General features: G+C 68.4%; 14 protein-coding genes. 9 read left to right on the top strand and 5 right to left on the bottom strand.

Features of this window, described 5'->3' with window-relative positions; genetic code table 11:
- The first annotated feature begins 2 nt into the window (after nucleotides 1–2).
- Entirely contained in the window at nucleotides 3–593 is a 591-nt protein-coding gene (locus IEX18_RS02095) for a CAP family protein (protein WP_229664306.1), read from the top strand.
- Between the two features lie 37 nt (nucleotides 594–630).
- Here the strand turns inward: IEX18_RS02095 and rdgB are convergent, their stop codons facing one another.
- Complete coding sequence (rdgB, locus tag IEX18_RS02090) at nucleotides 631–1,260, bottom strand: RdgB/HAM1 family non-canonical purine NTP pyrophosphatase (protein ID WP_188657003.1); 630 nt, start codon at nucleotides 1,258–1,260, stop codon at nucleotides 631–633.
- Nucleotides 1,257–1,970: a ribonuclease PH gene (rph, locus tag IEX18_RS02085; RefSeq protein WP_188657002.1), complete on the bottom strand. Its 714-nt coding sequence runs from the start codon at nucleotides 1,968–1,970 to the stop codon at nucleotides 1,257–1,259. Before rph ends, rdgB begins: the two co-directional genes overlap by 4 nt.
- A 75-nt stretch (nucleotides 1,971–2,045) precedes the next feature.
- On the opposite strand from rph, the gene hrcA reads away from it, so the two are divergent.
- The 6 genes from hrcA to IEX18_RS02055 all read left to right on the top strand — a co-directional run bounded on the left by hrcA (nucleotide 2,046) and on the right by IEX18_RS02055 (nucleotide 7,884).
- Nucleotides 2,046–3,086, top strand: a complete 1,041-nt coding sequence (gene hrcA, locus IEX18_RS02080) for a heat-inducible transcriptional repressor HrcA (protein ID WP_188657001.1) — start codon at nucleotides 2,046–2,048, stop codon at nucleotides 3,084–3,086.
- A 102-nt stretch (nucleotides 3,087–3,188) separates the two neighbouring features.
- The gene (grpE, locus tag IEX18_RS02075) at nucleotides 3,189–3,755 is read left to right on the top strand and encodes a nucleotide exchange factor GrpE (RefSeq protein WP_188657000.1); all 567 of its coding nucleotides are present in this window, start codon (nucleotides 3,189–3,191) and stop codon (nucleotides 3,753–3,755) included.
- Complete coding sequence (locus tag IEX18_RS02070) at nucleotides 3,752–4,972, top strand: glycosyltransferase (RefSeq protein ID WP_188656999.1); 1,221 nt, start codon at nucleotides 3,752–3,754, stop codon at nucleotides 4,970–4,972. Before grpE ends, IEX18_RS02070 begins: the two co-directional genes overlap by 4 nt.
- Entirely contained in the window at nucleotides 4,973–6,199 is a 1,227-nt protein-coding gene (locus tag IEX18_RS02065; protein ID WP_188656998.1) for a threonine synthase, read from the top strand.
- Nucleotides 6,196–7,116, top strand: coding sequence for an oxygen-dependent tRNA uridine(34) hydroxylase TrhO (trhO, locus tag IEX18_RS02060; RefSeq protein ID WP_188656997.1), 921 nt, complete (start codon nucleotides 6,196–6,198; stop codon nucleotides 7,114–7,116). The genes IEX18_RS02065 and trhO overlap by 4 nt, the downstream gene beginning before the upstream one ends.
- 183 nt (nucleotides 7,117–7,299) lie before the next feature.
- A complete protein-coding gene (locus IEX18_RS02055) occupies nucleotides 7,300–7,884 on the top strand; it encodes a PEPxxWA-CTERM sorting domain-containing protein (RefSeq protein ID WP_229664305.1) in 585 nt (194 codons plus the stop codon).
- A 58-nt stretch (nucleotides 7,885–7,942) separates the two neighbouring features.
- Here IEX18_RS02055 and IEX18_RS02050 read toward each other — a convergent pair whose 3' ends face one another.
- Entirely contained in the window at nucleotides 7,943–8,425 is a 483-nt protein-coding gene (locus IEX18_RS02050; RefSeq protein ID WP_188656996.1) for a vgr related protein, read from the bottom strand.
- Nucleotides 8,422–8,865, bottom strand: a complete 444-nt coding sequence (locus IEX18_RS02045; protein ID WP_229664304.1) for a copper chaperone PCu(A)C — start codon at nucleotides 8,863–8,865, stop codon at nucleotides 8,422–8,424. Before IEX18_RS02045 ends, IEX18_RS02050 begins: the two co-directional genes overlap by 4 nt.
- 182 nt (nucleotides 8,866–9,047) lie before the next feature.
- On the opposite strand from IEX18_RS02045, the gene dnaK reads away from it, so the two are divergent.
- Both dnaK and dnaJ read left to right on the top strand, forming a co-directional pair.
- Entirely contained in the window at nucleotides 9,048–10,961 is a 1,914-nt protein-coding gene (gene dnaK / locus IEX18_RS02040; RefSeq protein WP_188656995.1) for a molecular chaperone DnaK, read from the top strand.
- A 134-nt stretch (nucleotides 10,962–11,095) separates the two neighbouring features.
- A complete protein-coding gene (gene dnaJ, locus IEX18_RS02035) occupies nucleotides 11,096–12,211 on the top strand; it encodes a molecular chaperone DnaJ (RefSeq protein WP_188656994.1) in 1,116 nt (371 codons plus the stop codon).
- Nucleotides 12,212–12,261: 50 nt separating this feature from the next.
- Here dnaJ and IEX18_RS02030 read toward each other — a convergent pair whose 3' ends face one another.
- Entirely contained in the window at nucleotides 12,262–12,435 is a 174-nt protein-coding gene (locus IEX18_RS02030; RefSeq protein WP_188656993.1) for a hypothetical protein, read from the bottom strand.
- Between the last annotated feature and the right edge of the window lie 288 nt (nucleotides 12,436–12,723).

Here is a 12,723-nt window from a genome sequence, read left to right as displayed (position 1 = left end):
ATATGCCAAAGGCAAACATCCCGATGCTGCTCGCCTCTACGGTGGCGGTCGCCGGCTGGGCCGCGCCGCCGTCCCCGGTCGCGCCGCAGCCCGGCGCCTCCACCGAGCCCTGGGTCGACCGGTTGCCCCGCCCGACCCGGCCGGAGACCGACCTGGCCCTGCGCCGCACGATGCTGGTCGCGCATGCCACCACCCGGGCGCTCGTCGGCGTGCCGCCGCTGCTGTGGAGCGAGGAACTGGCCGAGTCCGCGCGGCTGCACGCCGAGGAACTCGCGGCCAGCGGCGCCTTCTCCCACGAGGGGCGCTTCGCCGCGCCGCGCGGCGTCGGCGAGAATCTGTGGATGGGGACCCACGGCGGCTTCACCTACACGGAGATGGTCGGCGCGTGGATGGCGGAGGCGCAGGACTATGTCAGTGCCCCCACGCCGCATTTCAGCCGCACCGGGCTGTGGAAGGATGTCGGCCACTACACCCAGATGGTCTGGCGCGGTACGACCCATGTCGGCTGCGCCGTCGCCAAGGGTGCGGCCGACGACGTTCTCGTCTGCCGCTACGCTCCGGCCGGCAACGTGCTGGGTCGCGCCGCCTTCTGACCGGGCGGGGGATGGGGCCACGGTTGTGGACCCAAGACTAGAAGACGGCCGCGACCATCTGGCGGAACGCGTCGCCGCGATGGCTGATCGCGTTCTTTTCCGCCTCGTCGATCTCGCCGAAGGTGCGATCGTCGCCATTCGGGCGAAAGACCGGGTCATAGCCATGCCCCTTGTCGCCGCGCGGGGGCCAGACGAGCGTGCCGTCGACCCGCCCCTCGAACCATTCGACATGCCCGTCGGGCCAGGCGAGTGCGAGCGCGCAGACGAAATGCGCGTCGCGGCTGGCGTCGGGGCCCGCCTGTTGCAGCTTGTCCTCGACCAGCCGCATGGCATGGCCGAAATCCTTGGCGTCGCCGCCCCAGCGGGCGGAGAAGATGCCGGGATCGCCACCCAGCGCATCGACGCACAGCCCGCTGTCGTCGGCCAGGGCGGGCAGCCCCGAAAGGTCGGCCGCCGCCCGCGCCTTCAGCTCGGCATTCATGACGAAGGTGGTGCCGGTCTCTTCCGGCTCCGGCAGGTCGAGCGCGCCGGCGGACACCACGTCCAGCCCGCGCCCTTCGAGCAGCGCCGCGATCTCGCGCACCTTGCCGGCATTGTGGCTGGCGATGACGAGCTTGCCGGGGGCGAGCTTGCGGATCGCCTGCGGCTCCTCTCCCTCGCCGCTCACTTCACCGCCTCGGCCTGGGCGCGAAAGATGTCGGTGCAGCCCATCCGCGCGAGGCGCAGCAGGCGGAGCAGAGACTCCTCGTCATAGGTAGCATGTTCGGCCGTCGCCTGCGCCTCGGCGATATGGCCGTTTTCGAGCAGGACGAAATTGCCGTCGGCATCGGCGTTCGAGTCCTCGTCATAGTCGAGGTCGAGGACGGGCGTGCCCTGATAGATGCCGCAGCTGACCGCCGCGACCTTCTGCCGGATCGGGTCGGCGGTCAGCTTGCCCGAGGCGAGCAGTCCGTCGACGGCGAGACGCAGCGCCACCCACGCACCGGATATGGAGGCGGTGCGGGTGCCGCCATCGGCCTGGATGACGTCGCAGTCGAGGACGATCTGCCGTTCGCCCAGCAGCTTCATGTCGCAGACCGCGCGCAGCGAGCGACCGATCAACCGCTGGATCTCCTGCGTCCGGCCGGACTGCTTGCCCTTCGCCGCCTCGCGGCTGCCGCGGGTGTGCGTCGCGCGCGGCAGCATCCCGTATTCGGCCGTCACCCAGCCCTCGCCCTTGCCGCGCAGGAACGGCGGCACGCGCTCCTCGACCGAGGCGGTGACGAGTACCCTGGTATCGCCGAACCCGATCAGCACCGATCCCTCGGCATGACGGGTGAAGCGGGGCTCGATGGTGATGGCGCGCATCTGATCTGGCGCGCGGCCGCTGGGGCGCATGAACGGTCCTTTTTCGTGTTATGTGACGGCCGGCCTAGCCTTCCATCCGCCGCCACGCCAGCCTAGATCATCGCCATGCGTACACCGCCCGTCACCGAGCTGACCGACCGCGCCCGCGATATCTTTCGCGCGGTGGTGGACGGCTATCTGGCGTCGGGCCAGCCGGTGGGCTCGAAGACGCTGGCGCTATCCGGCATCGGCCTGTCGCCCGCCTCGATCCGCAGCGTGCTCGGCGAGCTCGAGGCACTGGGGCTGCTCGCCGCGCCGCATACCTCCGCCGGTCGCCTGCCGACCGAGCGCGGCCTTCGCCTGTTCGTCGACGGGATGATGCAGGCGCACGAGCCGACGCCCGAGGAGCGCGCCGCGATCGAGACCGAGGTGGAGCGGCACGGCCCGGTCGAGGAGGCGCTGGCCGCGACCACCGCTGCCCTGTCCGGCCTGTCCGCCTGTGCCGGGCTGGTGATGGTGCCCAAGCGCGAGTTGGTGCTGCGCTCGATCGGCTTCGTTCCCTTGTCGCCGGGCCGGGCACTGGCGGTGCTGGTGGGGGAGGACGGCTCGGTCGAGAACCGCGTCGTCACGCTGCCCGCCGGCGTGCCGCCGTCGGCGCTGGTTGAGGCGGGCAATTTCATGTCGGCGACGCTCGCCGGGCTGACCCTTGCGGAGGCCCGCGCGCGGATCGACCGCGAACTGGCCGATGGCCGTGCGGCTATCGACGCCGCTGCACGCACGCTGGTCGAGCGCGGGCTGGCAGTGTGGAGCGAGGATGGCGACCGGCGTCCGGTGCTGATCGTGCGCGGGCAGGGCCGACTGATCGATGCGGCCGCCGCCGCCGATCTGGACCGGGTCCGCGATCTGCTCGACGATCTCGAGGGCAAGCAGGAGATCGCCGGGCTGCTCGACTCGGCGCGCGGCGGCGATGCGACGCGCATCTTCATCGGGGCGGAGACGAACCTGTTCTCGCTGTCCGGTTCCTCGGTGATCGCACGGCCGTTTCGCGGGCGGGACGGGCGGCTGGTCGGCGTGGTCGGGGTAATCGGCCCGGTACGGCTCAACTATGCCCGCGTCGTGCCGATGGTCGACCTGACCGCGGCGACGCTGGCACGGCTGATGGGGTAGGGCAGATCGGCCAGGGCGGTTGAACTCCGCGCGGTCCGTGCCCATGGTGGCATGCATCGCGGCAACGCTGGCCCGGATCCGGGCCGACATACAGGGAAACAGATGATCGACGAGACCAATAGCGGCGCCGGCGCGCCGACCCCGGAGGACGTTCGGGCCGAGACCGCAGAGGCGGCGCCCGAGGTGGCCGAGCATGATGCGGCGGCGAAGCGCATCGCGGAGCTGGAGGACCAGCTCGCCGCGGCCAAGCAGGACGTGCTCTACGCGCAGGCCGACATCCAGAACGTCCGCCGCCGCGCCGAGAAGGACGCCGCCGACGCGCGCAACTATGCCGCGACCGCCTTCGCCCGCGACGTATTGTCCGTCGCCGACAATCTGTCGCGCGGCCTGTCGGCGATCCCGGCCGACCTGCGCGACGACGATCGCATGAAGGGTCTCGTGACCGGGCTCGAGGCGACCGGCCGCGAGCTGGACAGCGTGTTCGCGCGCCACGGCATCACCCGGATCGAGGCGCTCGGACAGCCGCTCGACCCGAACAAGCATCAGGCGATGATGGAGATGCCCAGCGATGCCGAGCCGGGCACGATCGTGCAGGAGATGCAGGCCGGATACATGATCAAGGACCGGCTGCTCCGTCCGGCGCTGGTCGCGGTGGCGAAGGCGGGATGAACGACGATGGGGGGGAGTCGATCGCGATCGTCGATGCGCCGTACCTGCTGGCGCTGAACATCCCGCTCGTGCGAACCCCCGACGGCCGCTATTTCGCGGATCCGTCCTGGGCGAAGGATCTGCTGCTCCACCCGGCCTATCTGCCGCGCCTGATACTGGCCTGTCCCTATATCCGGCAGGCCGCGCCCGAGCCCGGCTGGACCGAAGTGGCCGGTGTTACCGTACGCGGCTGGCGTACCGTGCGGCGCGGCGCCGGCCAGTATCTCGCGATGGTCGGAATGATCGCGCGACTGCTGGCCGAGGTGCCGCGCGCCCGCGTCGTACATTGCGGGATCGCCGGCTTCCCCTTTCCCGCGGGCTGGGTGGCGGTACCGCTGGCCCGTCTGCTGGGGCGGCGGATCGTGATCGTCGTGGAGAGCGCCTTCTGGCGCGTCCCGCACGGGGAGGCGGTGGACGGCAGCCGCCGGCGCAAGGCGGCGCTTTGGGAGGCGATGAACCGCTTCTGCCTTCGCCAGGCCGATTACGCTGCCTATTCGCAGGACGACTATCGCCGCACCCTGCCGGCGCCGCGGGCCGGCGGTGGCGCGTTGTTCCAGGCGAGCTGGATCGACGAGGGCGTCGTCCTGCCGGTCGAGGCGATCGCGACGCGACAGTCCATGCGCGGCGGGCCCGGCCGTTTCCTGTTCGCGAGCCGGATGATCGCGGAGAAGGGCACCGCCATCGTCGCCGAAGCGCTCCGCCTGCTCGCCGGGCGCGCGGCGCAGGTCCATATCGACATCATCGGTGATGGACCGGAGCTGGACGGCCTGCGTTCGGCCGCCGGCACCGACTGGGGGCGGGCGCATGTCCGCGTCCTCGATCAGGTCCCCTATGGACCTGCCTTTTTCGAGCTGTTGGGCGGTTATGATGCGGTGCTGGTGCCCTCGCTGTCCGACGAGCAGCCACGCATCATCTACGACGCCTATTCGCAGGGCGTCTCGACGATCGCGGCGGACACGCCCGGCACGCGCGCCTGCGTGCGCGATGGCGAGACCGGCATGCTGATCCCGCCCGGCGACGCTAGCGCCTTGGCCGAGGCGCTGGTCGAGGCGACGCGTGACCCCGCAGCGCTGCGCAGGATGGGACGGGCGGGGCGCGATCTGGCCGCCGCGAATACCCATGCGGGCATGCACCGGCAGCGCGCGGCGGGGATCGCGCGCATGCTGCAAGGACGATAGATGAACGACAACCTCACCGCCGACCGCCCGACTTTCGTCACGCATCTCGAATGTTCGATGACGGGAGAGCGCTACGAGGCGGACCGGCTTCACGGCCTGTCGCGGGTCGGTCGGCCGCTGCTGGTGCGCTATGATCTCGACGCGGTCGGGCGCAGCCTGACCCGCGATGCGCTCGCCGCTCGCGATACCGATCTGTGGCGGTGGCGCGAGCTGCTGCCGGTGCGGCGGACGGAGAATATCGTCAGCCTGGGCGAGATCGAGACGCCGCTGGTGCCGATCTCGAAGAGCGCTGGCGGCGGCAATGTGCTGGTCAAGGACGAGGGCCGCCTGCCGACCGGCAGCTTCAAGGCGCGGGGCCTCGTCATGGCGGTGGCGATGGCCAGGGAACTGGGCGTCACCCGGATCGCCATGCCGACCAACGGCAATGCCGGCGCCGCGCTCGCCGCCTATGCCAGCCGCGTCGGGATCGAGACGATCGTCTTCTGTCCCGAGGACACGCCGGAGGTGAACGTGCGCGAGATCGCCGTGCAGGGCGCGCGGGTGTGGCGGGTCAACGGGCTGATCGACGATTGCGGCGCGATCGTGGGAAAAGGCGCCGCGGAGGGGCGCTGGTTCGACCTGTCGACGCTCAAGGAGCCCTATCGGATCGAGGGCAAGAAGACGATGGGGCTGGAGCTCGCCGCGCAACTCGGCTGGGAGCTTCCCGACGCGATCTTCTATCCGACCGGCGGCGGGACCGGCCTGATCGGCATGTGGAAGGCTTTCGACGAACTGGAGCGGCTCGGCTGGATCGGCGCCAAGCGGCCGCGCATGTATGCGGTGCAGGCGTCGGGCTGTGCGCCGATCGTGCGCGCTTTCGAGGCGGGCGAGGAGCATGCCGAGCGCTGGGACGACGCGCATACGGTCGCAGCGGGCATCCGCGTGCCCCGGGCGGTCGGCGACTTCCTGATCCTGCGCGCGGTGCGCGAGAGCGGGGGCAAGGCGCTGGGAGTCGGCGATCCGGCTATCCTTAAGGCCGTGGCGGACTGCGCCAGGGCGGACGGACTGTTGCTGTGTCCCGAAGGGGGCGCGACGCTGGCGGCTTATCGCGAGGCGCTGCGGACCGGCGAGGTGGACGAGGCCGAGCGGGTGGTGCTGTTCAACTGCGCCACCGGCCTCAAATATCCGATGCCGGAGGCACCCAATTGGCTCGATCGCCACGCGGCGATCGATTTCGACGCGCTGTGAGCGTCCGGATCGCCGCCCTGTACCGTTTCACACGGTTCGAGGATCCGGCGTGGGTGCGCGACCGGCTGCACGCGGTAGCGGAGTCGGCCGGAGTACGCGGCACGCTTCTGATCGCGGGCGAGGGCATCAACGGCACCGTCGCCGGTCCGGCCGTGGGGATGGCGACCTTGATCGATGCGGTCCGGTCGCTGCCCGGATGCGGCGACATCGAGCCCAAATATGCCGAGGCCGAGGTCATGCCCTTCCACCGGCTGAAGGTGCGGCTGAAGGCGGAGATCGTCACCATGGGCGTGCCGGACATCGACCCGGTGCGCGACGCCGGCCACTATGTGGAGCCGGCGGGCTGGAATGCCCTGATCGACGATCCCGACACGATCGTGATCGACACCCGCAACGCCTATGAGGTCGCGATCGGCAGTTTCCGCGGCGCGGTCGATCCGGGCACGGAGAGTTTCCGCGACTTCCCCGAATGGGTTCGGACTCATCGCGACGAACTGGCGGGCAGGCGGGTGGCGATGTTCTGCACCGGCGGCATCCGCTGCGAAAAGGCGACCGCGCTGATGAAGGCGGAGGGCGTGCTGGACGTCCATCATCTCGAGGGTGGCATCCTCCGCTATCTGGAGGAGGTGCCGGCACAGGACAGCCGCTGGCAGGGCGAGTGCTTCGTGTTCGACGAGCGGGTCGCAGTGGGGCATGGGCTCGTGCCGGGGACGCACGAACTCTGCCGCGGGTGCCGCATGCCGGTATCGCCGGCCGATCGGGATACGGAGGCCTATGTCGCGGGTTTCTGCTGTCCGCGCTGCCATGATGCGCGAAGCGAGGTGCAGCGCCGCGGCTATGCCGAGAGGCATCGCCAGACCCAGCTTGCTGCAGCCCGCGGGGCCCAGCACGTCGGCGATCAGAGCAAGCATCGGTAGGCGGCAAGACCCAAAATGGATCAAGTTTGAGGCTATTTCTCAGCCCCTCTCAAGACGCTCGATGAGCGTATCAATGTGGCACAGGGCGGATACTTGGTTAATTTAGTCTTTCCAAAAAATCCTAATCAGTTAGGTGAGAAGTGCTGATCGAGTCCGATCGGCATCCTTTTGGGGGGATACAATATGAAGACGTTTCTGATGGCCACCGCGGCCGTCGCCGCGGTCGCGTCCGCGCCTGCCGCCGCTGCCACGCAGTTCACCGTCAACTCGGCGGCGTCGAACATCCAGGTCAGCAACAAGACCTGCCTTGGCAATTGCAATGTCACGGCCTCGCTCGCGACCTTCTCGCCGTTCAGCCTGAACGTCGGGCAGAGCACCGAGTTCAACTTCGCCAACTTCGTGTTCACCGGCACGGGCGTCGGTTCGGCGAACGTCAGCGCGACGCTCGCGTTCAGCGATCCGTTCGCCACCGCGACCACGGCCGGCACCGTCGGGTACCTGACCTTCTTCGGCGCCCTGACCGGCGGCGCTCTGAATTGGTCGACCGGCACGCAGACGCTGACCGCCAGCAACGGCGCCAGCTTCTCGGTGCGGTTCAACGATCTGGTCGGTGTGACCGGCGGTCGCGCCACCTCGACCGTCACCGTCCGCCTGCTGGCGGCCGCGGTGCCGGAGCCCGCGACCTGGGGCATGATGCTGCTCGGTTTCGGCATGGTTGCTGGCGCCGCCCGCTATCGCCGCGCCAAGACCAACGTCACCTACGCCTGATTCCGGGGGGAATGAGGACAGGGGGTCGCCGGAGACATCCGGCGGCCCCCTTTTTGCGTCAGCGGAAGGCGTTCAGCAACGTTTCGTACTGATCCAGCGACGGTGCACCGGGCACCACATAGCCCTCGCGCAGCAGATAGGCGTGGCGGACGATTTCCGCCTGCTGTTCCAGGCCATATCGTTGCAGCCGCCATCCGGGCTTCATGACATAGCTGTACCGACAGAAGGGATGGCGGGCGAGCGGCAGGTAGATGCCGCGTTGCCACTGCCAGACATGGGTCAGCTCGTGGATGAAGAGGCCGCGCAACGAGAGGCCCTCGTCGGCATAATCCTCGCGCCAGTTCTCGCTTCGGTGATGAAAATGGAGATGCCCGCACGGTGCCATGGCGACGCCGCGGGGCTGGAAAAAAGCCCATTTCCGCCGCCGCACCTCCACGCCGTCCGTCGCGATCGCGCTGCCGAAGACAGACCGGGCGAGCGCCGCCTCGCCCTCGGTCAGCCGGCGCGCGGCGCCGGGCGGGGTGGGGACGGCTGCCGTCATGCCGGACCGGACGCGGCGGGTCCGACCACCCGCGCGATGCGGCGGATCCGCTGCCCGTCGGCAAAGGTGAAGGTGAAGGTCATGGTGTCGCCGACATGCACGGCCGGGTTGATGCCGTAGACCATGGCGTGGCGACCGCCGGGCGCGAATGCCACGTCGGCGCGCGCGGGTATGTCGACATGGTCGATCGGCTTCATGGACGCCATGCCGCCCGGCCCGCCCATGCTCTCGTGCATATCGGTGCGGATCGCCCAGGCGGAGGATATCGCGATGAGCCGCGCCGGCGCCTCTCCGCCATGGACGGTGAAGTAGACGACGCCGGGGCGGCCCGCCGCGGCAGGCATCCGGATCCAGGCCGAATCGACCCGCAGCTCGGCCGGCTGGCTGCAGGCGGCGAGCATCGCCGTCGCGGCGGCTGCGCCCGACCAGATTGTCGTCATTCGCCCGGCACCCCGCATCGCCCGCCAACTCCAATGTGTCATCGCGGTTCCGTCTACCGGAGCGCGGCTTCTTGCGGCAAGCCGAACCCCTCCTATATCGCCGCCATCCACGGAGAGATTGCGCTGCCGTAACGGGGCGCCGTCACTCGAATTCAATTGTGTGTGAGGGGCTAAACGAACTCATGGCTAAAGTTATCGGTATCGATCTCGGCACCACCAACAGCTGCGTGGCGGTGATGGAGGGCGGCAAGCCCAAGGTGATCGAGAATGCCGAGGGCGCGCGTACCACGCCCTCGATCGTCGCCTTCGCCAAGGACGGCGAGCGACTGATCGGCCAGCCGGCCAAGCGCCAGGCGGTGACCAATCCCGACAATACGGTGTTCGCGGTGAAGCGCCTGATCGGCCGCCGCTTCGACGATCCGGTGACCAAGAAGGATACCGAGCTGGTCCCCTACAAGATCGCGCGCGGTCCCAATGGCGACGCGTGGGTCAATGCAGGCGGCAAGGACTACAGCCCCTCGCAGATCTCCGCCTTCACCCTTCAGAAGATGAAGGAGACCGCCGAGTCCTATCTGGGCGAGACGGTGACCCAGGCGGTGATCACCGTGCCGGCCTATTTCAACGACGCCCAGCGCCAGGCGACCAAGGATGCCGGCCAGATCGCCGGGCTCGAGGTGCTGCGCATCATCAACGAGCCGACCGCGGCGGCGCTGGCTTATGGGCTGGAGAAGCAGGACGGCAAGACGATCGCGGTCTATGACCTTGGCGGCGGCACCTTCGATATCTCGATCCTCGAGATCGGCGACGGCGTGTTCGAGGTCAAGGCGACCAACGGCGACACCTTCCTGGGCGGCGAGGATTTCGACAACAAGGTCGTCGATTATCTGGCCGAGGGCTTCCGCAAGGATGAGGGCATCGACCTCACCAAGGACAAGCTGGCGCTCCAGCGGCTGAAGGAAGCCGCCGAGAAGGCGAAGATCGAGCTGTCGTCCGCCCAGTCGACCGAGGTCAACCTGCCCTTCATCACGGCCGACCAGAACGGGCCGAAGCATCTCGTTAAGACGATCACCCGCGCCGATCTGGAGCGGCTGGTCGAGGATCTGATCAAGCGGACGCTGGAGCCCTGCAAGAAGGCGCTGGCCGATGCCGGCGTCTCCTCGGGCGAGATTTCCGAGGTGGTGCTGGTCGGCGGCATGACCCGAATGCCGCGCGTGCGCGAGGTGGTGAAGTCCTTCTTCGGCAAGGATCCGCACACCGGCGTCAACCCCGACGAGGTCGTGGCGATGGGCGCCGCGATCCAGGCGGGCGTGCTCCAGGGTGACGTGAAGGACGTGCTGCTGCTCGACGTGACCCCGCTGTCGCTGGGCATCGAGACTCTGGGCGGCGTGTTCACCCGCATGATCGACCGCAACACGACGATTCCGACCAAGAAGAGCCAGGTCTATTCGACCGCGGACGACAATCAGGGCGCGGTGACGATCCGGGTGTTCCAGGGCGAGCGCGAGATGGCGGCGGACAACAAGCTGCTCGGCCAGTTCGACCTGGTCGGCATCCCGCCGGCGCCGCGCGGCGTTCCGCAGATCGAGGTGACGTTCGACATCGACGCCAACGGCATCGTCAACGTCTCCGCCAAGGACAAGGGCACCGGCAAGGAGCAGCAGATCCGCATCCAGGCCTCTGGCGGTCTGTCGGACAACGACATCGACCAGATGGTCCGCGACGCCGAGCAGTTCGCCGAGGAGGACAAGAAGCGTCGTGCGGCGGCCGAGGCGAAGAACAATGCCGAGAGCCTGATCCACACCACCGAGCGTCAGCTCGCCGACAACGGCGACAAGGTCGACGCCTCGCTGAAGTCGGAGATCGAGACCGCGATCGCGGCCGCCAAGAGCGCGGTCGAGGGTGGCGATCCCGATCAGATGAACGAGAAGGCGCAGGCGCTGGCGCAGGTCGCGATGAAGCTGGGCCAGGCGATCTACGAGAAGCAGCAGCAGGCCGAGGCGTCGCCTGCGGGCGGTGCGGCGGCCGGCAGCGAAGCGGGCGGCGACGATGTGGTCGACGCCGAATTCTCCGAAGTCGACGACAGCCAGAAGGCCTGACACCAAAGGTATAGTGACATGACTCTCCCCCGTCATACCGGCGCAGGCCGGTATCCAGAGCCACGAACCACGGCGTTCTCGGCACTGGACCCCGGCCTCCGCCGGGGTGACGGGATGAGGGGCGGGGGCCTGAAATGATGACCGAGATCGACTATTACGAGCTGCTGGAATGCGATCGCACCGCCGATGCGGCGACGATCAAGACCGCCTATCGCAAGCTCGCGATGAAATACCACCCGGACAAGAATGCCGGGTGCAAGGACTCAGAGGCCAAGTTCAAGGCCGTCTCCGAAGCCTATGACTGTCTGAAGGACCCGCAGAAGCGCGCGGCCTATGACCGGTTCGGCCATGCCGCGTTCCGCCAGGGTGGCGGCGGGGCGGGGCCGCAGGACTTCAGCGGCTTCTCCGACATCTTTGAAAGCGTGTTCGGCGAGTTCATGGGGGGTGGCCGCGGCCGGCCCCAGGCCCGGCGCGGCGCCGATCTGCGCTACGACATGGAAGTGACGCTGGAAGAGGCGTTTCACGGCAAGTCGACCCAGATCACCGTCGATGTCTCGGCGGAATGCGATACCTGCCACGGGTCGGGCGCCAAGCCCGGCACCCATGCTGCGACGTGCCGCCAGTGCAACGGGCATGGCAAGGTGCGGGCCCAGCAGGGCTTCTTCGTGGTCGAGCGCGCCTGCCCGGTGTGCCAGGGTTCGGGCCAGGTCATCGCCGACCCGTGTGCGGACTGCCGCGGCGAGGGGCGGATCGAGAAGACCAAGACCTTGCAGGTCGACGTTCCGCCAGGCGTCGACGAGGGTACGCGCATCCGCCTGACCGGCGAAGGCGAGGCCGGACCGCGTGGTGCGCCGGCAGGCGACCTGTACATCTTCCTGCACGTCAAGCGGCACGCGATCTTCGAGCGGGAGGGCACGACGCTGTTCGCGCGCGCGCCGATCAGCTTCACCACCGCGGCGCTCGGCGGCTCGCTGGCGATTCCGGGACTCGACGGGCGCACCCACGAGATCAAGATCCCGGCGGGCATCCAGTCGGGCAAGCAATTGCGCCAGCGCGGTGCCGGCATGCCGGTGCTGCAAGGCCGCGGCCATGGCGATCTCGTCGTGCAGATCGAGGTGGAGACGCCCACCAAGCTGTCGACCCGGCAGCGCGAGCTGCTCGAGCTATTCCGGGAGACGGAGACGGGCGAAGAGTGTCCGGCGACCCAAGGCTTCTTCTCGAAGCTGAAGTCCGCGCTGGTAGGAGAGTAGGAGCAATGTCGGCCTGTCCGCCCCCGGTACGGGGGCGGTGTGGCCGATGGTTAGAGCGTGGTGACGACCACGCCGACCACCAGCGCCTGGGCCGCGATCGCCAGCATGGTGCTGGTCACGGTTTCGAACATGCGCATGGTGTAGTCTCCTGTGCCGGCGACATATCCGGCACGCGCGATATGGCGATCGTGTCGTGGATTTGCAATTTTGTAACAATTTATCACGATTGCGTCCGATGCAATCGCAAGTCCCCGATAGGCGGGCAATCGACCAACCCCGACCTCCATCGTCGCCGCGGCGTAGCGTAGAGCCTTCGAAAGCTTCTGCCTTGGCCTGTCTCCGGGAGATTCACCCTTCGCGAGGCCTTAGCGAACGTCACCTCGTCATGCCGGACTTGTTCCGGCATCCACCGTGCCACAAGCCCATAAGCCGTTGGACTCGTGGGACCGTGGATCCCGGGAACAAGTCCGGGATGACGATTGGAAGATGCTACCGCCGCGACTGCCGCAGAT

Source organism: Sphingomonas metalli (genome assembly GCF_014641735.1).
Classification (GTDB): domain Bacteria; phylum Pseudomonadota; class Alphaproteobacteria; order Sphingomonadales; family Sphingomonadaceae; genus Sphingomonas; species Sphingomonas metalli.
The sequence above is the reverse complement of the archived record's forward strand: the minus strand, read 5'-3'. Positions and strand labels throughout refer to the sequence as shown.

Bases quoted from the DNA above. Each gene is read 5' to 3' on its own strand.
- IEX18_RS02095 (WP_229664306.1), top strand. From the start codon at position 3: ATGCCAAAGGCAAACATCCCGATGCTGCTCGCCTCTACGGTGGCGGTC.
- rph (WP_188657002.1), bottom strand. From the start codon at position 1,970: ATGCGCCCCAGCGGCCGCGCGCCAGATCAGATGCGCGCCATCACCATC.
- hrcA (WP_188657001.1), top strand. From the start codon at position 2,046: ATGCGTACACCGCCCGTCACCGAGCTGACCGACCGCGCCCGCGATATC.
- grpE (WP_188657000.1), top strand. From the start codon at position 3,189: ATGATCGACGAGACCAATAGCGGCGCCGGCGCGCCGACCCCGGAGGAC.
- IEX18_RS02070 (WP_188656999.1), top strand. From the start codon at position 3,752: ATGAACGACGATGGGGGGGAGTCGATCGCGATCGTCGATGCGCCGTAC.
- IEX18_RS02065 (WP_188656998.1), top strand. From the start codon at position 4,973: ATGAACGACAACCTCACCGCCGACCGCCCGACTTTCGTCACGCATCTC.
- IEX18_RS02055 (WP_229664305.1), top strand. From the start codon at position 7,300: ATGAAGACGTTTCTGATGGCCACCGCGGCCGTCGCCGCGGTCGCGTCC.
- IEX18_RS02050 (WP_188656996.1), bottom strand. From the start codon at position 8,425: ATGACGGCAGCCGTCCCCACCCCGCCCGGCGCCGCGCGCCGGCTGACC.
- IEX18_RS02045 (WP_229664304.1), bottom strand. From the start codon at position 8,865: ATGACGACAATCTGGTCGGGCGCAGCCGCCGCGACGGCGATGCTCGCC.
- dnaK (WP_188656995.1), top strand. From the start codon at position 9,048: ATGGCTAAAGTTATCGGTATCGATCTCGGCACCACCAACAGCTGCGTG.
- dnaJ (WP_188656994.1), top strand. From the start codon at position 11,096: ATGATGACCGAGATCGACTATTACGAGCTGCTGGAATGCGATCGCACC.